This is a genomic window from Paenibacillus sp. J22P277 (assembly GCF_059383675.1).
In genome coordinates this window covers 655,149-672,705 of the sequence record NZ_JBXENS010000002.1, presented here as the reverse complement: position 1 = coordinate 672,705, position 17,557 = coordinate 655,149, and the positions used below count along the sequence as shown (strand labels likewise).

The window sequence follows — 17,557 nt, the reverse complement described above, 5'->3', positions numbered from 1 at the left end:
CGGGTAATTCGGGATTGGCGTGGGGCGCTCGGAGCTTTATCCGGGCGTCCTGCGCTTTTTTCTTTGCAATTAGGGAGGGAAGTGAGTAATGGGGGAACTACCGTTGGATCCTCATGGAGGTGGATGACTGCGCGTTTCAACGATTTCAAGAATCGCATCGTCCATTCAGTACTGCTGTCTTTGCTGCGCGGATTCCGAGATCCATTCATTTAAACCGGCTCTACTCACGAATATATCATTGCCGATTTTGATGATGGGAAACATCTTTCCCGAATATGAGCCGCCTGCCGTAAGCATCGTTTCTTCAAAAGTGATGATTTCCCGTACTTGAGATTCCGATAGATGTAAGTAATTTGCTGTTTCTTTGATCGTCATAAGGGGGTGATTCGAGTCATGCTGTTCAATAGACTCGGTTGGCGACGATGGATGATCGCTGATGATTAGGCAACCTGCGACGAATGCGATTCCTAACAATCCGGAACAGATAATAAGACTCCAATTAATAGTTTTCAAAAAATTACCCTCCGCTTAAACTCAATTCACTTCTTCCAAAACGCGTATACCATTTATTTAGCTCGATTAAGAAAAAAGTGTTTAGTCCCACCGTAGATAACGAGTAACCCGATGATAATGGCAAGTGTTCTTACAATAAATTCGGCAATCAATAAATTTCCCATGATTTTATTGACATTGTACCAGTGACCTGTCACCAATACGGGCGAAAGCGCGATTAATACGCCAATCAGCAGACTGCAAAGCAAAAATAAAGCAGGTTGATTCGTTTTCATAAGTCCTCCTCAATCAGCACGCAGAAGCTTACCGTTCTGATCGTAATAGTTATATTTAAATGCAAGGCGAGTATCACTAGGTAAATCAATCCAAGTAACCGACTTACGATGCACGCTGAACGTTTGTATCAGTACCTGTTTATTTACCTCTAATTCAAGTTTAGCGATCTTATTTTCGTCATTCGTCACGATCATGAATTTAGCATTCGGGGATTCAACATCCGTATTATGGATTAAGAAGGCAGTCAAAGATTGACCGGCATGCCTTTCGATCGTCTGCCATTCATAATTGCCTTTTCGGTTTTTGGAAAATTGAATATAGGCAGGGTCATTATTGGATAAGAAGCCGACGACCCTTTTATCGCTCATGTCTTTAATGTCCAAAATTTCAACGGACGCGTCTTCGTAACCTTTAATTGCGTTAATGACTTTTTGTATGGATTCTTGATCATTCCCATACAGTTGCTTCGTGCGGTTCGAAAAGCAAATCGCAATCACTGCGATCAAACTGACCGCGATAAACACATACCCCATTCTCTTTGATATATCCAGATGCCGCTCCTCAAGCCGCATCTTATACAAGAGCTCCTACCAAATAGACGGCAAACACAATCATGCTTAGCGTCAACATGACGCCTCCAACCTTATAACTGAACGACGTTCCGAAATCGTTTGGCTTTTTCTTGGAAATGATTACCGCCGGCAACCAAAATGCAATGGCAGCCATGAAGGGAATGTGAAATCCCTGGCTTTCGTTCGTATATATATCCCAGTCGAATAACTTAAAAAGATAATGGCTAACCATGAAGTCGTTTTGAAATTTAAAATTAAATAAAAACCCTAAAAAGAGCACGACTAAAGCAAATGACCCTGAACCGAACGACTTTTTTATCGTCAATTCACTTCGCTCCCTTAGTAAATGGCCGTTTTTCGTTTCTGATATTTCCAATTATATTCCATACGCAAATCGAACGGACTTGTTGCGATATTTCGTCCTTGAGTTTCGCAACAACGTTAATGTACCGACGATGAATCCATCTCTCGCTGCCCCGGCGTACCCGAATAGCGAAACAGCGGAATCCCGGACGTTGCTGCCAACGTCTTGGACCTCCGCTGTTTTGATTGTGCTCGCTCTATGGGGGAACTACCCGATTAATGCCGCGGTCTCTGGCCGTAACGTCCTTGCTTCCGAACTATCCCGAATACACGTCTATCGTAAGCTTTTCTTCGAATCCAAGCTTGCGGTAAACGCTTTGACCCATGGAGCTCGCCTGAAGAATCGCCTGCTTCGCTCCCGCCGCCTGCCTATCGCGCAAGGCATGGGCGACGATCGCGCCGCCGATGCCTCTCGATCGGAATGCCTTCAGCGTCGCTACCGTGTAGATCCCGGTGACGTCTCCATGATCGAAGGTCATCAGGGTACCCACCGGCACCTCGTTCAGATAAGCAAGGTAATGGCGGGTCGATTGCGGTTCTTTCGAATCATAGGCGAATATCCGGGTAACGGCCGCGGCCACTTCGTCCGGAAGCTGGTACTCCGCCACGAACACCCGCTTGAAGATCTCGAGTTCCTCGTCCGTATGAATCACGCCAATGCGCAGTCCCGGCACATCGGCGTTCGCAATGCTCCGGCCCTCCAAGGACAGCGACATTCCGGACATGCTGCCCGCGTGAACAAAGCCGTTCGTCCGCAGCGCGCCGAGCACCGCTTCGTCCCGATCATGGGAGTAGCTATGCCAGCCGCATTTCATGCCGCGTTTATGGTACGAATCCGCGATGGATAGTACGTCAGCGTCAATGTCGATCGCGTCGGAAGCCCGATAATCGAATACGCGGTTGAAAATCGGGAACGGAATATCCGTCTCGGCCCGGCAGGCGGTCGGCGTGCGCCGGAACGCGATGCGCGTATTATTATTGCTCAAATGTTCGAACGCCAGAATCATATTTTCGCGAATGGCTTCTTGATTGTTCGCCAATTCTCCCTACCTCCGTCTGCTGTATCCTGTTGTCGGCAACTAGCTCAGCATGAGCAGTTCCTTGATCTCTTCCTCGGTCAGGGCGGACAGCGCCTCTTCGCCGGGTTGGATGACCTCGTCGATGAGGTGCTTCTTGCGTTCCTGCAGCTCGACCATCTTGTCCTCGACGGTGCCTTCGGCGACGAGGCGGATAACCTGCACGACGTTGCGCTGCCCGATGCGGTGGGCGCGGTCGGCGGCCTGCTGCTCCACGGCGGGATTCCACCACAGGTCGTAGAGGATGACGGTATCCGCGCCGGTCAGGTTAAGTCCCGTGCCGCCGGCCTTGAGCGAGATGAGAAACAGGTCGCGCTCGCCGTCGTTGAACCGGCTGCTCAGCTCGATTCGCTCGCGCGGCGGCGTGCTGCCGTCCAAGTAGAAACACGGCACGTCCCGCCGCTGCAGCTCCTGCCGGATCAGCTTCAGCATCTCGACGAACTGCGAGAAGACGAGCATCCGCCGGCCGGCGGCGCGGCATTCCTCGATCAGCTCCAGCAGCTGCTGGAATTTGCCTGCGGTGCCGGCGTAATCCTCGACGAACAGCGCCGGATGGCAGCAGATCTGGCGGAGCCGGGTCAGCCCGGCCAGGATGCGGATGCGGTTCTTGTGCAGCGTATCCTTGTCCAGATGACGGAGCGTCTCCTCCCGGAGCTTCGCCAGGTAGGCGGCGTACAGCTTCTTCTGCTCCGGCAGCAGGGCGGATGCCTGCACCGATTCGATTTTGTCCGGCAGCTCCTTGAGGACGTCGGTCTTCACCCGGCGAAGCAGGAACGGCCGCGCGCGCTTCGCGATCGTCTCGCGGGCCAGCTCGCCGAATGCCTTGCGTCCCGGGAACAAGTCCGGGAATACCGCGTCGAACAACGACCACAGCTCCTCCAACCGGTTCTCCACCGGCGTGCCCGTGAGCGCGAACCGGTTGCGGGCACGCAGCAGCTTCACGCTCTGCGCCGTCTGCGTCGCGTAGTTCTTGAACGCCTGCGCTTCGTCGAGGATGAGCGTGTGGAACTCCAGCGCGGCATAGCCGATGATATCGCGCCGCAGCAGCGGGTAGGACGTGATGACGACGTCGACCGACGAACTGCCCGCCAGAACGGCGTCGCGTTCCGTCTTCGTGCCGTCCGCGACGACGGCGCGGATATGCGGGGCGAATTTGCGGATCTCGGCCCGCCAGTTGTACGTCAAGGAAGCGGGCGCCACGATGATCGCGGGCAGCCGTTCCGCGCGAATCGCGGGCAGCATGGCGGCGAGGAACGCGATGGCCTGCACCGTCTTGCCGAGCCCCATGTCGTCCGCCAGGATGCCGCCGAATCCATAATGCGCGAGCGTCCGCAGCCATTGATAGCCGAAGATCTGGTAATCCCGGAGGGGATGGAGCAGTTCGGCGGGCTCGGGAAAGTCCAGGTTCTCCGGATTCCGCAGATTGTCCAGCAGCCGCCGGAACGGCTTGTCCAGCCGGACGGCGCCGCCCTGCCGCGGCGCGTCGATCAGATGCAGGCCGCGAAAGAGCGGGATGTGGATGCCCGAGTCGCGCAGGTCTTTGACGGTGATCCGGCCTTCGTTGATGAAGCGAATAATCTCCTTCATCTCTTCGCTGTCCAAGGGCATGAGAGCGCCGCTCGGCAAGCGGTGATAAGTCCTTTTCTCGTCGATGGACTTCAGGATCGCCTTGATCTCCGCCTCCGGGATGCCGGCGATGTCGAATTTGACGTCGAGCCAATTGGAGCGTTCGTTCAGCTTGAGCGTGACGCTCGGCGGCGCGCTCCCGAGATGGATGCGCGTCCGGACGGCGGAGGTGGCGTGAACCGTGAGCAGCTTCTCCAGCTGCGGCACGACATGGAACAGAAAATGGTACTCCCGCTCTTCGTCCCCCAGAAAATAGCCCGATTCCGTCTTGGCCATCGACGCCTCTTCCATCAGGGCGAGGATCCGGCGCTCCTTCTCGCCGTCCCGCATCAGAATCGGCCCGCTGCCGCGGCGTTCATGCTCGGTCTCCAGCGGATTGACGACCAGGTCGCCATAGTGGAATTCCAGCGCCGCGAGCAGCCGGTCCCGCACCCGGTCGAGAAACAGCTTCGCCTGCAGCGGCCGCTGCGTGATCCGCCTGGCGACGTCGTCCGCGATCCGGACGCTGCCGAGCTTCAGCAGCCCGGGCATGACCCGTTCCATGAACGGCTCGATCCGTGCCGGGGGCAGCGGAATCCGGTCCGGTTCGTCCGACCGCTCCAGCAGCGCCTGCAGCTCCAGCAGGCGGGCGCACGCTTCGGGCGACTCGCGCAACAGCTTGCCTTCGGTCAGGACGAGGCCGTATTCGTCCAGGATCGTCATCTCCGCGAGGCCCTGCACATGCAGGCGGTAGCCGGCTTCGCGGTCGTCCGTCTGCCGCGCCAGCTCGAAATGCAGCGGAAGCCGTTCGTCCGCCGTCTCGATGTTGGCATACACGACTTTATGCAGCTCCATCACGGCGGAGGGGGCTGCGATGAGCGCGGGCAGGAAGGCCTCCCAGTCGGCGGGCGGGACGGGCAGCAGGCGCTCGCCGCCGATCGGCGCGGCGTGCATGGCGTACACGCCAGACGTCTCGCGGTACAGGCTCTCCTGCTCCGCCATGGCGATCAGCTGCCGGAGGACGGCGAAGTCGGCCGCTTGGATGCTGTGCAGCCGCGGATCGTAAACCAGCGATTTGGAGATGACGCAAGGTTCGCCGTCCGCCGCGCATTGCAGAAAGTCGCGGATATGCGGCACGGACGCCGGACGTTTGGCCCCGGCTCTGAGCTCGATGCCGAGCATCCGGCGGCCGCGGCCGGAGGCGAACGGCTTGCAGACGAAGGTCAAGGCGAACGGCGCGCGCGTATCGAAGCGCGTCTCGGATGCGGGGACCGTCCGTTCCGCCGGCGGCGCGAACAGCTTGAGCAGGCCTTCGGCCAGCTCGTCACGCTCGGCAGCGGCATAGTCGCCGCCGCTTGGGGACTCGAGGCCAGCGTCGCGGTCGTCGCCGCTGCCGATAGCGGTGCCGCCGCGATGACGGACGGACGCGGCGACCTTGGCGGAGCCTCCCGGGCGGCGTTTGCCGGAGACAGCTTTTCCCGCGCCGCGGACGTTGGCGTTGCTGCCCTCCGCGGATGCGCCAGGCGTCCGCCCGGCCTGCTGCGCATCGTGAATCAGCAGCAGTACCGCCGCGACGTGGGAGCAGTATTTGCTATAGGACGACAGGGAAGGGCAGGTGCAGGAGGCCGAGACGTCTCCGTCTTCGTCGATGCGCAGCGCGACCTCGAAGTTCTCCTGCAATCGCACGACGGCTTCGCAGCGTCCGGCGTCCGGATCGTAATACGCGACCTCGACTTTGCCGCCGCGGAAGGCGGCTTCGCCCCGTTTGAACGAGAGTTGACCGCACATGCCTTGAATGGCGGCCAGCGTCAGGCGGTGGTTCATGCGGCGATCAGCCTCCTTGGCTTGCTTGATGGCGATGATGGTCCGGCGGTTTCGGTCAGGTACGGTTATCGCGGACGGCTTGTTTGCGGTAGTCCGTCGGCGTGCGCCCCGTGAACCGTTTGAAGAAGATGCTGAACGTATGAATGGACGAGAAGCGCAGCTCCTCGGCGATTTGGGTGACCGGCTTGTCCGTGGCGCGCAGCTCGAATTTGGCTTTGTCGAGGCACAGGCTGCGCATGTACTCGCCGACCGGCATGCCGATCGCGGAGCGGAACTCGCGGGCGAGGTGGGAGCGGCTGATCGGGATGGACCGCGCGATCGCCTCGATGTCATGGTCGTACCGGATTTCGCCGTGCAGCCGGTTCATCACTTCGATGACCGCGCCGCCAAGCGGACTCGGCGGCGCGTCGTTTCGCTGCGCGAAATCGTGGAAGAGCCGCGAGACCGTCACGAGCAGCTGCAGGAGCAGCCCTTCCGCCATGTGGAAGCTGAGCCTGGGACGCATGCGTACTTCGCGCAGCAGGCGCTGCAGGATCCAGCGGACCGTCCCGTCCTCGTCCGGGACGACGCGGCCTGCGCCGAGCTGGTAGAAATCCGGCTGCAGCGCCTTCATCCACTCCAGCCTGAACCCCATGTAGAGCAGGCGGAACGGCGCGTCCCTGCCGGCCAGCCCGTAATGCGTCTCGCCCGGCTTGGTCAGCCACAGGTCCCCGGCATCAATGCGGTAAAGCGTCTTGTCGATCTGATACTGGCCGTGGCCTTCTTCCAAATAGCACAGCTCGAAATGGTCGTGGTAATGCGACGCGGTCGCCCAGTTCGGCATCAGCTGCTCGCCGATGTAGCAGAGATTGCTCGCCTGCGCGTCGAAGGGCAGCTCCGCCCGAAATTCCAGCTCGTTCTCGATGCGGCGCGGCCGGTTCGGCGCATGGTCGAAGTAGGGCGGTTTGCTCGGCAGGGTCATATGCGCTCGGCCTCCCGGTGGGTTCGATTGCTTTCAGTATACCGTTCGGCAAGGGGGTTTGAAAGGGAACAAGATGATCATAATCTTTAAATTCATGCCTGCGGCGGGCAAAGACGCCTGCTTCTTCGGCATCTAAAATGATAATCAGAAGACAACGATATTAGAGACGAAGGGTTGAGGTGGATCTTATGACGACGCTGCAAAAACAAGTGAATAACGCCTGTTTGCCAACGCAAGAGGATGTGGAATTTTTCGACCGGAACGGCTATTGGGTGTCCCCGGCGGTCTTCTCGGAGGAGGAGCTGGCGGCGATCAAGGAGCATCAGGACCGGATCTATCGCGCGGAGTTCGAGACGGGACGCGCGCCGATCTGCAATTGGCTGGAAGGCGCGGACAATCCGCGCGCCCTGCGCAAGACCGACAATTCGCATTGGAGCGACTCCGTGCTGCGGGGCGTGGCTACGGACCCGACGATCGGAGCCATCGCGGGCAGGTTGATGCATGCGGATACGATCCGGCTCTGGCATGACCAGCTGCTGTATAAGCCGGGCAGAGGGCCGGGCCGCGAGACGGCGAACGTCGGCTGGCATCAGGACTTCTCCTACTGGCAGTGCGCGAAGGAGCCGACGCTGATCACGGCATGGGTCGCATTTACGGACGTGGACCTCTCGAACGGGTGCATGCAGATGGTGCCGCGCAGCCATCGATGGGGACTGCTCAAGATGAGCGATTTCTTCGAGCAGAACATCGAGCGGCAGCAGGCGGACATGGACATTCCGGAGCACGAGCAGTTCACGACGGTGCCGATCGTGATGAAAGCCGGGCAAGTCAGCTTTCACCACGCGCTGACCATTCACGGCAGCGGTCCCAACGCGACGGACGACGCCCGCCGCTCCATGGCGGTTCATCTGATGACGGGGGAAACCCGGTATGCGCGGAGTCCGAAGGGAGACCTGCATTTCAACGCGCGGTTCATGCAGGGCCGGGACGGGGAAATCTTCGACGGCGACGCGTTTCCGGTGCTGTACGGCGCGCCGGGCGTGAAATAAACGCGATTAATCATTCGTATCCTATAGTAGTAGAAAAGCAGAAGAAGTGCCGGTATGCAGCCAAGCATGCCGGCGCTTTTCGGTTTCGTGTAGTCAATTAACTTGACTAAATGCTTGAGGCAGGTATACTTAAGTAGTCAACTTAATTGACTACATGATCAATCGGAGGATGAAGCCAATGATCGCGAAGGACAACATCGACATCGTGCAGGCGTTTATTCAGCGTTTCTGGAACGAGGGGCATTTCGAATGCAGGGCGGACTATCTCGCGGAAGATTACGTCGATCATGCGTACGACCCCAACGACGCGGAGGGATTGGAACGCATGGCCCGCGTCCTGCATGCGGCATTCCCGGATCAGATCTCCGCCGTGGAGAGCATCGTGGCGCAGGGCGACCGCGTCGTCGCAAGGCTGGGGATGACGGGAACCCACGCAGGCGATTTCAGGGGAACGGCGGCGACCCATCGGTCCGTGCGCGTGAAGCTGTATCGCGAATATCGGATCGCCGGCGGCAAAATCGCCGAGCATTGGGCGTTATTCGATACCGCCTCGCTGCTCCGCCAGATCGGAGCCGAGCTCCATCAGCAGCCGGCCTGCCCCGTCAAACGGTAGCGCCTTAGGTCCCCGCCGATTGCCGAAGTCATGAAAGGCCGTCCTCGAAAGGGCGGCCTTTCGCGATTTCTGGTAAACTAGTGGAGATGATCTTGCAGGGCTTATCCGGTCAGGGGGACATAGACAATGGCAGAGGAAGAAGCAGCGGGATATGAACTCACGATTCTCTTCGCAACGGCGTTTCGCTTGGCCGTCGAGGAGCTGCATGCGGAATTGGCGAAGCTTGGGTTCGACGACGTTCGGCCCGCCCACGGCTTCGTGTTCCAGCGCATTTCCCACGGCGGCGCCACGGGCAACGAATTGGCGGAGCATCTGGGCATCACGAAGCAAGCGGCCAGCCTGACGATCGATTATTTGGAGGCGAACGGCTACGTGAACAGGGAAGCCCATCCGTCCGACCGGCGGGGAAAGCTGGTCGTGCTGACGGAACGCGGCTGGCGGTGCATCGAAGCGACGGAACGGATCTTCGCGTCGATCGAGCGGCGCTGGGCGGATGTCCTAGGGGAGGAGCGAATCCAGGCGCTTCGCTTGGATATGCGGAAGCTGGCCGGCGCGTTCCCCAACGCGAGGGCAGGAGCGTTTCGGCCGGTGTGGTGAAGAATAGGGAGGTTCGGTCACATTCTTGGGGGATGTAGACACACAAGATTCGATGATGGACAAGGAACGGGAATTCTCGTCGGGCGACCGTCGATGAGCTGGTGGTTGCCGGTTGCGAGACTGCTGCTGAATGCGGTCTTGACCGTGGCGGCTTGCACGCTGGTGCCGCTTGGTGTCGCGTATTCCGATCGGGCGGTCGGCTTGGAATCCATATGAACATGCCGAAAGCCGGTCCTTCCCGCTATCATGGGGACGACCGGCTTTCTCTCAAGTCCACATTCTGTAACGGATCGTCATAATCGGCAAAGTCGAGGAAAGAATAGAACTGTTCATGCAGGGAGGCGCAGTTCAAGTCTAAGCTCTGACATGACGAAGTACAACGGAATGGGAGATTCGGCTTTGACGAGACAGCATAAGCTTCTGGTTTTGAATTTTTTTTTATTGACCTTCGTCCTGGGGACGAGTGAATTCGTCATAGTCGGGCTGCTGAGCGCCGTGTCGGCCGACCTGCATATCGCGATTTCAACGGCAGGAACCTTGGTATCGATCTTCGCCATCTCCTTCGCGATCGGTACGCCGGTCTTGACGGCGGCTTTCAGCCGATTCCCTAAATATCCGCTCATGCTTGCCTTGACCGCGGTGTTCATTGCCGGCAATATCCTAACCGCGTTATCGGCATCGTATGCGCTGCTTCTGCTATCCAGGATGATTACCGCCGTCGTGACGGGTTTATTGATCGCGCTTGCCATGACGGTTGCCAGCGAAACCGTGCCTGCGGGCAAGAGGGGCGCGGTCGTTTCCGTCATCTTTGCGGGCTTTACGATAGCCAGCGTAATCGGGGTACCCCTTGGCACCTCTATCGGACAATGGGGCGGCTGGCAGATGGCGTTTTGGTTCACCGCCTGTCTGGGAGTCGTTTCGCTGGTTTCAAGTTCGGCGACAATCCCCAGGGGTTTAAAGGGAACGGAGAGCTCATTCGATAAACAAATCGGATTATTAACAAATCCGCGTATTATCTTGGCCTTCTTTATCCCGGCGCTCAGCATCGGCGCGACCTACACCGTATATACGTATCTGACGCCTTTGCTGCAAGACGTACTCCTTGTCCCGGAACGATCGATCAGTCTTGTGTTCCTGCTTTACGGGGTCGTATCCATCTTCAGCACGTTAATCGGCGGTAAGCTGGCCGTCCGCGACGGGATCGGAAAGCTACGGTACGTGTTCCTTATTCAAGCCGCGATTCTCGCCTCGCTTTTTGCGACATCCCACTCGATTTCCGCGGCATTGATAAGCATCTCCTTTATAGCGCTTGGCGTGTATACGATGAATTCTACCCTGCAATTGTATTTCATCGATCTGGCCGCTAAGCATTTTCCGTCCGCGAAGGATTTGGCTTCATCGTTGACGCCCGTATCCATAAACGTGGGCATCGCGTTAGGATCGGCGGTCGGGGGATTGGTCGAGACGCACATGGAACTCATCGCCGTGTCTTGGGTCGGGGGGATTATTGCGATCGCTGCATCTTTGCTCACCTTTATCAGTTACCGTTTAGATCGTTCGCGCGGTTGATTCACGCATGGAATAAGGAAAAGCCGGCCATCCCTCCGCCAAGGGACGACCGGCTTTTCCCGTTAAGCCCGGCTCGCCGCGGGCTCCGCCGACCGCCGCTCCCGCAACCGGCCCCACGACAACGCGCCGAAGTAAAACAAGGTCTCCAGCGCCGTGATGTAGAAGCTCACGGGCGCGTTCGTGTAATAGCTGAGCACGAGTCCGCCCCAGACGCCGAGCACGCCGAAGGCGACGGACCAGAGCATCATGCGCGCCACGGAATGCGTCATATGCCGCGCGGCCGCGGCCGGGGCGGTCAAGAGCGTGAACACGAGCAGGGCGCCGACGATCAGGATCGCCTCGGAGACGGCGACCGCGAGCAGCAGCAGGAAGCCGATGGACAGCAGGCGCACCGGCAAGCGCGCCGCCTGCGCGCCTGCGGGATCGAAGGAGTCGAATTTGAGCGGCTTGTAGAAGAGCGCGAAGACGACCAGCACCGCGGCCGACAAGCAGACGATCTCGATCACGTTGTCCCGGCTGATGCCGACGACGCTGCCGAACAGCAGCGCCGTCATCGCCGTCGCCTTTTTCGCGGACAAGGAGAGAAAGAGCAAACCCAGCCCGAGAAAAAGGCTGAGCATGACGCTGATCGTCACTTCCCTGCGGAACAGCTTGACCCCGAAGCCGCCGATGGCGAATGCGCTGGCGATCGAGAAGAGCAGCAGTCCGCCGATGGGATTCCAGCCGGCGAATACGGAGAAGGCGGCGCCGGAGAAGCCGATATGCGAGAACGTATGCGCGATGAAGGACAGGTTGCGGGCGATGACGAACACGCCGATCGCGCCGGACATGATCGCCACGAGGGTGCCCGCGAGAAAAGCGTGCTGCATGAAAGCATAGTGAAGCATGGCCCTCCTCCTTTCGTTAACGGCGTTTATGATTAATGCCGGCAAATCGCGTGAACGGGGTCGCTCGATATCGTCACGAGCAGCTTGCCTTCCACGCGCAGCACGTCGACCGAGCTGCCGTAGAGCCGCTGCAGCACGGAGGTCTGCATGACTTCGTCCACGGTTCCGACCGCATAGTGCCGCGGCGTCAGATAGAGAATGCGGTCCGCGTAGCGGTTGACGAGGTTCACGTCATGGCTGATCAGCAGCACGGCGATATTCCGTTCGCGGCGGACGCGGTCGATGACCGCGGCCATCTCCTCCTGCGCGCCGGGATCCAGATTGGACGTCGGCTCGTCGAGCAGCAGCAGATGCGGGTTACGGACGAGCGCCTGGGCGAGGAAGACGCGCTGCTTCTCCCCGCCGGAGAGCCGGCCGATCGATTTGCGCGTCAGATGCTCCGCGCCCGCGAGAGCGAGCGCATCCTGCACGGACGCCCGGTCCCTGCGGTTCAACCAGGGACGGACGGCATGCGGCAGGCCGAGCGCGACGAAATCCCAGGCATGCATGGGCAGCTCGGGATCGATCTGCCTCGACTGCGGAACATAGCCGATCGCGGTATGCCCGGCTTCGACGGGACGGGGGAAGACGATGCTGCCGGACTGCGGCTTGATCAGCTGCAGCAGGACGCGGAACAAGGTGGTTTTGCCCGCGCCGTTGGGCCCGAGGATGCCCATGAATTCGCCCGGGTCCACGTGAAACGAAACGTCGTTCAGGATCGAACGGCCGCCTAGATGAACGTCGATATGCTGCGCGATCAGCGCGGCGGATGCGGTATTCGGCGCGCGTTCCGTCCTGGGGGAGGCCTGCGCGGCAGAGGGTAGGGCTGACGGATTCATGGCAACCATCCTTTCGGGAGCGGCCGGCGCGGCGGATCAGCCGAGCGCGGCTTTGATTTGATCGAGGATGTCCGTCATCCACGTCAGGTAGTTTTTGCCGGAGGGCAGGGTCTCGGTCACTTCGATGACGGGGACGCCGTTCTCCTTCGCGAGGTCGACGAGATTTTGCACGGTTTGGCTCGTCGCCTGCGTATTGTTGACGAAGAACCGGATGTTCTTCGCTTTGATATCGTTCTCCAGCCGGGCGACGTCCTGCGGCGCCGGATCGGTCTCTTCTTCGGCGGCCAGCTCGAACTTCCCGTCGGTGATCTTCAGGTTGAGCGCCTGCGCCATGTAGTCGAACACGGGCTCGGACGCGGCGACGGGGAGCGGGTCGGCCTGCTTCAAGGAAGCGACGGCTTCGGTCAGCGGGGCAAGGGACTGCTTGTAGTCGGACGCTTGATCGGCAAAGGCCTGCTTGTGGTCCGGGTCCAGCTTGCCGAGCCGGTCGGCCAGATAATCCGCGTATTTCCCCATCGTTGCCGGGTTGTACCAGACATGCTCGTTGTCGCCGTCCTGATGTGCCATGACGTCGCTCGCGACCCGCACGACCGTTTTGTCGGCGGCTTTGCCGGAGGCGTCGATCAGCTTCTGCATCCATTCGTCGTAGCCGATGCCGTTGAAGATCACGACGGCGGCGCCGTCGACGGCCTTGGACGCGTCCGGCGTCGGCTCGTAATCATGCGGATCGGCATCCGGGCTCGTGAGCAGGGACGTGACGTCGACGTAATCGCCGCCGACGGCTTCGGCGACCTCGCCGTAGAAATTCTCCGCGGCGACGACGGCGATCTTGCCGCCCCCGGCTGCTGCCGCGCTATTATTGCTGTTCGTACTATTATTGTTGCTGCTTGTATTGCTAGTACTGCTGGCGCTGTTATTGCCGGTATTGCCGTTGCCGCAGGCGCTTGCCAGAACAAGGAGCGAACCCAGCAGGATCGCGGTCGTGCCTATCTTCCCAATCTTCTTCAACGGACGTGTATGCATCGCGGTCAATCTCTCCCTATTCCATAATAGTAATAATTACGATTTAAAACATGTTGCCATTATAGGCTGGCGAATTCTCTGTCGTCAACCTCTTTTCGTAAAAATTACATTTAATTTTCTGTCGCCGATGGTTTGACGCGCTTCGGGATAGACTGATATAGTAGACTTATATTAGTAATATTTACTATTAAAGTCGAATGCGAGAGCGTGAAACGATGGATGCGCCAACTGCGGTGGAGGTGTCGGAATCATGAATACGGAAGTTCGCGAACGGCGGTCGCATTGGAGAGTCAACCTTGTGTTCGGCTTTATTTTCGGCGCCGTATTGATTGCGTTCCTGAAGCCCGAGCTGCTTGAAAGCCTGGCTTTCCCCGACCTGTCCGGCCTGGGCACGTTCAAGACGATGTTCGTCGGCATCGTGCTGGAGGCGCTGCCGTTCATCCTGCTCAGCGTCTTCGTCTCTTCGCTGATGCACGAATTTCTTCCCGAGGGCTGGATCGGCAAGGTCATTCCCCGCAATCCGCTGCTCGGCATCGCGGTCGCCTGCTTGCTCGGCATCGTGTTTCCGGTATGCGAATGCGGGCTGATTCCGATCGTGCGCCGGCTGATCGCCAAAGGCATGCCCTTGTACGCCGGCATCGTCTTCATATTGGTGGGGCCGATCGTGAACCCGGTCGTGTACGGCGCTACGTACACGGCTTTCCGGACGCGGCCCGAGCTGCTGTACGGGAGAATGGGACTTGCCTTGGGCGTGGGGCTCGCCGTCGGGCTGTCCGTGTATTTCCTGGTCCGGGGCGATCAGCTGCGGAGCGGTTCGCGGGGCGGGGCCGCCGCGGGTACGAACCAAAGGGAGCATGGCGAGGCGGTTCTTCACCGCAGCCATGACCGCGGCGATGGTTCCGCGCACCGCCATCACGATCCTATTCAGCACCGGCACCACGATCCTGCTCACCGAGCTAGCCGCAACCACAACCACAACCACAATCACAACCATAACCATAACCATAACCACAATCATCATGGTCACAAACGCAATCGATTCTTCGGGGTCCTGAATCATGCCGGCGGCGAACTGTACGATATGGGCGGTTACCTCATCTTCGGAGCGGCGATCGCGGCGGGGGTCCAAGCTTTCCTGCCCCGGGCGGAGCTGGCCGGCATCGGCCAAAGCGGCTGGGAATCCCATCTGTTCATGATGGGCTTCGCCTTCGTGCTCTCGTCATGCTCGACCTCGGATGCGTTCGTCGCTTCTTCGTTCGCAAACACGTTCTCGGCTGGCTCATTGCTCGCCTTCCTCGTATTCGGCCCGATGATGAATCTGAAAGGGCTCCTCATGCTGTTGACGGCGTTCAAGGCGAGATTCGTCGTTCTCGTCGCGCTGCTCGCGAGCGCGGCCGTCCTGGCCGGTTCCGTAATCCTAGCGCAGGCATACGGCTTGTAAATGATCGATAAGGAGTGGATACGTGCATGTCGACCATGGAGAACAAAAGGCTCGCGCGGCATTACGGCTTCCGCGGGCTGCTGCTCGGCGGATTTACCGTCTACATCGTTCACCTGGCCAAGAGCGGCAGCCTGCAGTATTACATCGCCCCGCGCATGATGATCTACCTGAAACTGGCCGCGCTCGGGCTGTTCGTGCTGGCGGTTTACTTCGTCTACGAGGCGCTGCAGCTGGGGTTCGGCTGGAAGGATGAGCCGGACGATTGCGACTGCGACCATGCGCCATCGCGGTCGAAGTGGCGGAATCTCGTGCTGTACGGCCTGTTCGCCTTGCCGCTAGCATTCGGATTCGCGCTGCCGGATAAGGCTATGGGAAGCGATGTGGTGGCGGTCAAAGGCATGCACCTGAACGCTGCCGAGGCAGTCAACGCGTCGAAAGCTCCGCCCGCATCGGACGGCGCGGCACCGTCGATGGCAGCCGTAGCGGGAGCAGACGGCAGCGCGACGACCGGACAACCGGCGGCAGGGCAGACCGCCAATTCGCCGACGACATCGTCGGCGTCTTCGGACGGCGCGTCACCCGCGAATAACGGCGCAGGCTTTCAAAGCGAGGACGCCAAGCTGCAGCGGTTGTTCCCGTATGACGAATACAGCGAGGATTTTTCCAAACTGGGCATTCGGCTGTACAAGCGGGAGCTTATTCGGGTCGAAGCGGAGGGGTTTCTCGAGGTGGCGACGACGCTGAGCATGTACATGGACAATTTTCAGGGCAAGACGCTCGACGTCAGCGGGTTCGTATACCGCGAGCCGGATATGAAACCGAACCAATTCATCGTCTCCCGGCTTGCCATGACCTGCTGCTCGGCAGACTCGGTGCCATACGGTTTTCTCGTGGAATCGCCGGATGCCGGGCTGAAGGAGGATACGTGGGTTCGCGTGACGGGGACCATCGGGAAGACGACGTACGGCGGGAACGTCATTCTGCGGATCACGGCCGACAATCTGGCGAAGATCAAGGCGCCGAAGGATCCGTACGTCTATCCGTTCAACGGCGATATTTTGCAATTGGCGAAGTAAAGCGGCACCGGGGAAAGGAGCCGCGGCGAAATGCTGCGCCGAACTGGCGCAAAAAAGGACCGATTCGTCGATCGACGGGTCGGCCCTTCATCGTTACTTGGTTCCTTCGACCCGCGCAAGCTCGGCCAGCACCAGCGGCTTGACCTTCGTGCCGAGCAGCTCGATGGCGCGCAGCACGTCCTTGTGCGGCATCGTGCCGACGTTCACGTGCAGGAAGAAGCGGGTGATGCCCAAATTCTTGCGCAGCAGCACGATCTTCTCCGCGACGTATTCGGGATCGCCGAGGTAGAGGGCGCCGCGAAGGCTGCGGGCTTCGTCGTACGTGACGCGCGTGTACGGCTGGTTCCAGCCCCGCTCGCGGCCGATCTTGTTCATCTGGTCCCGCGTCGGCTTGAAGAACGAATCCGCCGTCGCTTCGCGGTCGTCGCCGACGAAGCCGTGAGAGTGCGTGGCGATCTGCAGCTGCTCGGGATCATGTCCGGCCTGCGCGGCCGCGCGCTTGTACAGGTCGACGAGCGGCGCGAATTTCTCCGGCATGCCGCCGATGATGGCAAAGGCGATCGGCAAGCCGAGCAGGCCTGCGCGGACCGCGGATTGGGCGTTCCCGCCGCTCGCGATCCATACGGGCAACGGGTCCTGAACGGGCCGCGGGTAGACGCCGAGATTGTCGATCGCGGGGCGATGGCCGCCGCGCCAGCTGACTTTCTCCGAGGCGCGGATCGCGAGCAGCAGCTCGAGCTTCTCCTCGAACAGCTCGTCGTAGTCTTCCAGACCGTAGCCGAACAACGGGAACGATTCGATGAACGAGCCCCGGCCCGCCATGATTTCGGCCCGCCCGTTCGATATCCCGTCCAAGGTAGAGAAGGCCTGATAGACGCGCACCGGGTCGTCCGAGGACAGCACGGTCACGGCGCTCGTGAGCCGGATGCGCTTCGTCATGCCGGCCGCCGCCGCGAGCACCACGGCGGGCGCGGTGCCCGCGTAATCCGGACGGTGATGCTCCCCGATGCCGTACACGTCCAAGCCGGCGCCGTCGGCGACGACGATCTCCTCCACGGCCTGCCGCAGCCGCTCGGCATGGCTGATGACCGCTCCCGTGTCCGGGTCGGGCGTTGTTTCCAGAAACGTACTGATTCCGATCTCCATCGGCTTTGCCAAATCGGCCATAGGGAATGCGCCTCCTTCTTTTTCTCCAGTGTACTAAATATATGATAGTTTCTCAATATAAGTAAGT

Annotated in this window: 18 protein-coding genes; 7 read left to right on the top strand and 11 right to left on the bottom strand. The window is 59.6% G+C overall.

Going from position 1 to position 17,557, the window contains the following annotated elements; genetic code table 11:
• Positions 1–165 precede the first annotated feature (165 nt).
• The 7 genes from AC50YL_RS07800 to AC50YL_RS07770 all read right to left on the bottom strand — a co-directional run bounded on the left by AC50YL_RS07800 (position 166) and on the right by AC50YL_RS07770 (position 7,190).
• Complete coding sequence (locus AC50YL_RS07800; protein WP_494830756.1) at positions 166–513, bottom strand: helix-turn-helix domain-containing protein; 348 nt, start codon at positions 511–513, stop codon at positions 166–168.
• A gap of 53 nt (positions 514–566) precedes the next feature.
• Positions 567–788, bottom strand: coding sequence for a hypothetical protein (locus AC50YL_RS07795; RefSeq protein WP_494830754.1), 222 nt, complete (start codon positions 786–788; stop codon positions 567–569).
• 9 nt (positions 789–797) lie between these two features.
• Entirely contained in the window at positions 798–1,361 is a 564-nt protein-coding gene (locus AC50YL_RS07790; RefSeq protein WP_494830752.1) for a hypothetical protein, read from the bottom strand.
• Between the two features lies 1 nt (position 1,362).
• The gene (locus AC50YL_RS07785) at positions 1,363–1,686 is read right to left on the bottom strand and encodes a hypothetical protein (RefSeq protein WP_494830750.1); all 324 of its coding nucleotides are present in this window, start codon (positions 1,684–1,686) and stop codon (positions 1,363–1,365) included.
• 295 nt (positions 1,687–1,981) lie between these two features.
• Positions 1,982–2,764: a GNAT family N-acetyltransferase gene (locus AC50YL_RS07780; RefSeq protein WP_494830748.1), complete on the bottom strand. Its 783-nt coding sequence runs from the start codon at positions 2,762–2,764 to the stop codon at positions 1,982–1,984.
• A gap of 39 nt (positions 2,765–2,803) precedes the next feature.
• Positions 2,804–6,229 carry a DEAD/DEAH box helicase gene (locus tag AC50YL_RS07775; protein WP_494830746.1) on the bottom strand — a complete coding sequence of 1,142 codons (3,426 nt, stop codon included), beginning with the start codon at positions 6,227–6,229 and terminating at the stop codon, positions 2,804–2,806.
• Positions 6,230–6,284: 55 nt separating this feature from the next.
• The gene (locus AC50YL_RS07770; RefSeq protein ID WP_494830744.1) at positions 6,285–7,190 is read right to left on the bottom strand and encodes a helix-turn-helix domain-containing protein; all 906 of its coding nucleotides are present in this window, start codon (positions 7,188–7,190) and stop codon (positions 6,285–6,287) included.
• Between the two features lie 188 nt (positions 7,191–7,378).
• Here AC50YL_RS07770 and AC50YL_RS07765 point away from each other — a divergent pair, with 188 nt between their 5' ends.
• From AC50YL_RS07765 to AC50YL_RS07745, 5 genes are all read left to right on the top strand, one after another.
• Positions 7,379–8,239, top strand: a complete 861-nt coding sequence (locus tag AC50YL_RS07765) for a phytanoyl-CoA dioxygenase family protein (RefSeq protein WP_494830742.1) — start codon at positions 7,379–7,381, stop codon at positions 8,237–8,239.
• 178 nt (positions 8,240–8,417) lie between these two features.
• Positions 8,418–8,852, top strand: a complete 435-nt coding sequence (locus tag AC50YL_RS07760; protein ID WP_494830740.1) for an ester cyclase — start codon at positions 8,418–8,420, stop codon at positions 8,850–8,852.
• Between the two features lie 126 nt (positions 8,853–8,978).
• Positions 8,979–9,449 carry a MarR family winged helix-turn-helix transcriptional regulator gene (locus AC50YL_RS07755; RefSeq protein WP_494830738.1) on the top strand — a complete coding sequence of 157 codons (471 nt, stop codon included), beginning with the start codon at positions 8,979–8,981 and terminating at the stop codon, positions 9,447–9,449.
• Positions 9,450–9,542: 93 nt separating this feature from the next.
• Positions 9,543–9,665 carry a hypothetical protein gene (locus AC50YL_RS07750; protein WP_494830736.1) on the top strand — a complete coding sequence of 41 codons (123 nt, stop codon included), beginning with the start codon at positions 9,543–9,545 and terminating at the stop codon, positions 9,663–9,665.
• A 183-nt stretch (positions 9,666–9,848) separates the two neighbouring features.
• Positions 9,849–11,018: an MFS transporter gene (locus AC50YL_RS07745; RefSeq protein WP_494831199.1), complete on the top strand. Its 1,170-nt coding sequence runs from the start codon at positions 9,849–9,851 to the stop codon at positions 11,016–11,018.
• Positions 11,019–11,080: 62 nt separating this feature from the next.
• Here the strand turns inward: AC50YL_RS07745 and AC50YL_RS07740 are convergent, their stop codons facing one another.
• The 3 genes from AC50YL_RS07740 to AC50YL_RS07730 are packed head-to-tail and all read right to left on the bottom strand — an operon-like array spanning position 11,081 to position 13,806.
• Positions 11,081–11,905 carry a metal ABC transporter permease gene (locus tag AC50YL_RS07740; RefSeq protein ID WP_494830734.1) on the bottom strand — a complete coding sequence of 275 codons (825 nt, stop codon included), beginning with the start codon at positions 11,903–11,905 and terminating at the stop codon, positions 11,081–11,083.
• Between the two features lie 32 nt (positions 11,906–11,937).
• Positions 11,938–12,783, bottom strand: coding sequence for a metal ABC transporter ATP-binding protein (locus tag AC50YL_RS07735; protein ID WP_494830732.1), 846 nt, complete (start codon positions 12,781–12,783; stop codon positions 11,938–11,940).
• Positions 12,784–12,819: 36 nt separating this feature from the next.
• Positions 12,820–13,806, bottom strand: coding sequence for a metal ABC transporter solute-binding protein, Zn/Mn family (locus AC50YL_RS07730; RefSeq protein ID WP_494830730.1), 987 nt, complete (start codon positions 13,804–13,806; stop codon positions 12,820–12,822).
• 250 nt (positions 13,807–14,056) lie between these two features.
• On the opposite strand from AC50YL_RS07730, the gene AC50YL_RS07725 reads away from it, so the two are divergent.
• Positions 14,057–15,247, top strand: coding sequence for a permease (locus AC50YL_RS07725; RefSeq protein WP_494830728.1), 1,191 nt, complete (start codon positions 14,057–14,059; stop codon positions 15,245–15,247).
• Between the two features lie 26 nt (positions 15,248–15,273).
• A complete protein-coding gene (locus AC50YL_RS07720) occupies positions 15,274–16,323 on the top strand; it encodes a TIGR03943 family putative permease subunit (RefSeq protein WP_494830726.1) in 1,050 nt (349 codons plus the stop codon).
• Between the two features lie 93 nt (positions 16,324–16,416).
• Here AC50YL_RS07720 and AC50YL_RS07715 read toward each other — a convergent pair whose 3' ends face one another.
• On the bottom strand, positions 16,417–17,469 hold the full coding sequence (locus AC50YL_RS07715) for an Atu2307/SP_0267 family LLM class monooxygenase (RefSeq protein WP_494831197.1): 1,053 nt from the start codon (positions 17,467–17,469) through the stop codon (positions 16,417–16,419).
• Positions 17,470–17,557 lie beyond the last annotated feature (88 nt).

What these genes read in the sequence shown, in the direction of transcription:
- AC50YL_RS07755 (WP_494830738.1), top strand. Translation starts at nt 8,979, where the DNA reads ATGGCAGAGGAAGAAGCAGCGGGATATGAACTCACGATTCTCTTCGCA.
- AC50YL_RS07775 (WP_494830746.1), bottom strand. Translation starts at nt 6,229, where the DNA reads ATGAACCACCGCCTGACGCTGGCCGCCATTCAAGGCATGTGCGGTCAA.
- AC50YL_RS07740 (WP_494830734.1), bottom strand. Translation starts at nt 11,905, where the DNA reads ATGCTTCACTATGCTTTCATGCAGCACGCTTTTCTCGCGGGCACCCTC.
- AC50YL_RS07720 (WP_494830726.1), top strand. Translation starts at nt 15,274, where the DNA reads ATGTCGACCATGGAGAACAAAAGGCTCGCGCGGCATTACGGCTTCCGC.
- AC50YL_RS07770 (WP_494830744.1), bottom strand. Translation starts at nt 7,190, where the DNA reads ATGACCCTGCCGAGCAAACCGCCCTACTTCGACCATGCGCCGAACCGG.
- AC50YL_RS07790 (WP_494830752.1), bottom strand. Translation starts at nt 1,361, where the DNA reads ATGCGGCTTGAGGAGCGGCATCTGGATATATCAAAGAGAATGGGGTAT.
- AC50YL_RS07765 (WP_494830742.1), top strand. Translation starts at nt 7,379, where the DNA reads ATGACGACGCTGCAAAAACAAGTGAATAACGCCTGTTTGCCAACGCAA.
- AC50YL_RS07760 (WP_494830740.1), top strand. Translation starts at nt 8,418, where the DNA reads ATGATCGCGAAGGACAACATCGACATCGTGCAGGCGTTTATTCAGCGT.
- AC50YL_RS07795 (WP_494830754.1), bottom strand. Translation starts at nt 788, where the DNA reads ATGAAAACGAATCAACCTGCTTTATTTTTGCTTTGCAGTCTGCTGATT.
- AC50YL_RS07730 (WP_494830730.1), bottom strand. Translation starts at nt 13,806, where the DNA reads ATGCATACACGTCCGTTGAAGAAGATTGGGAAGATAGGCACGACCGCG.
- AC50YL_RS07735 (WP_494830732.1), bottom strand. Translation starts at nt 12,783, where the DNA reads ATGAATCCGTCAGCCCTACCCTCTGCCGCGCAGGCCTCCCCCAGGACG.
- AC50YL_RS07715 (WP_494831197.1), bottom strand. Translation starts at nt 17,469, where the DNA reads ATGGAGATCGGAATCAGTACGTTTCTGGAAACAACGCCCGACCCGGAC.
- AC50YL_RS07725 (WP_494830728.1), top strand. Translation starts at nt 14,057, where the DNA reads ATGAATACGGAAGTTCGCGAACGGCGGTCGCATTGGAGAGTCAACCTT.
- AC50YL_RS07750 (WP_494830736.1), top strand. Translation starts at nt 9,543, where the DNA reads ATGAGCTGGTGGTTGCCGGTTGCGAGACTGCTGCTGAATGCGGTCTTG.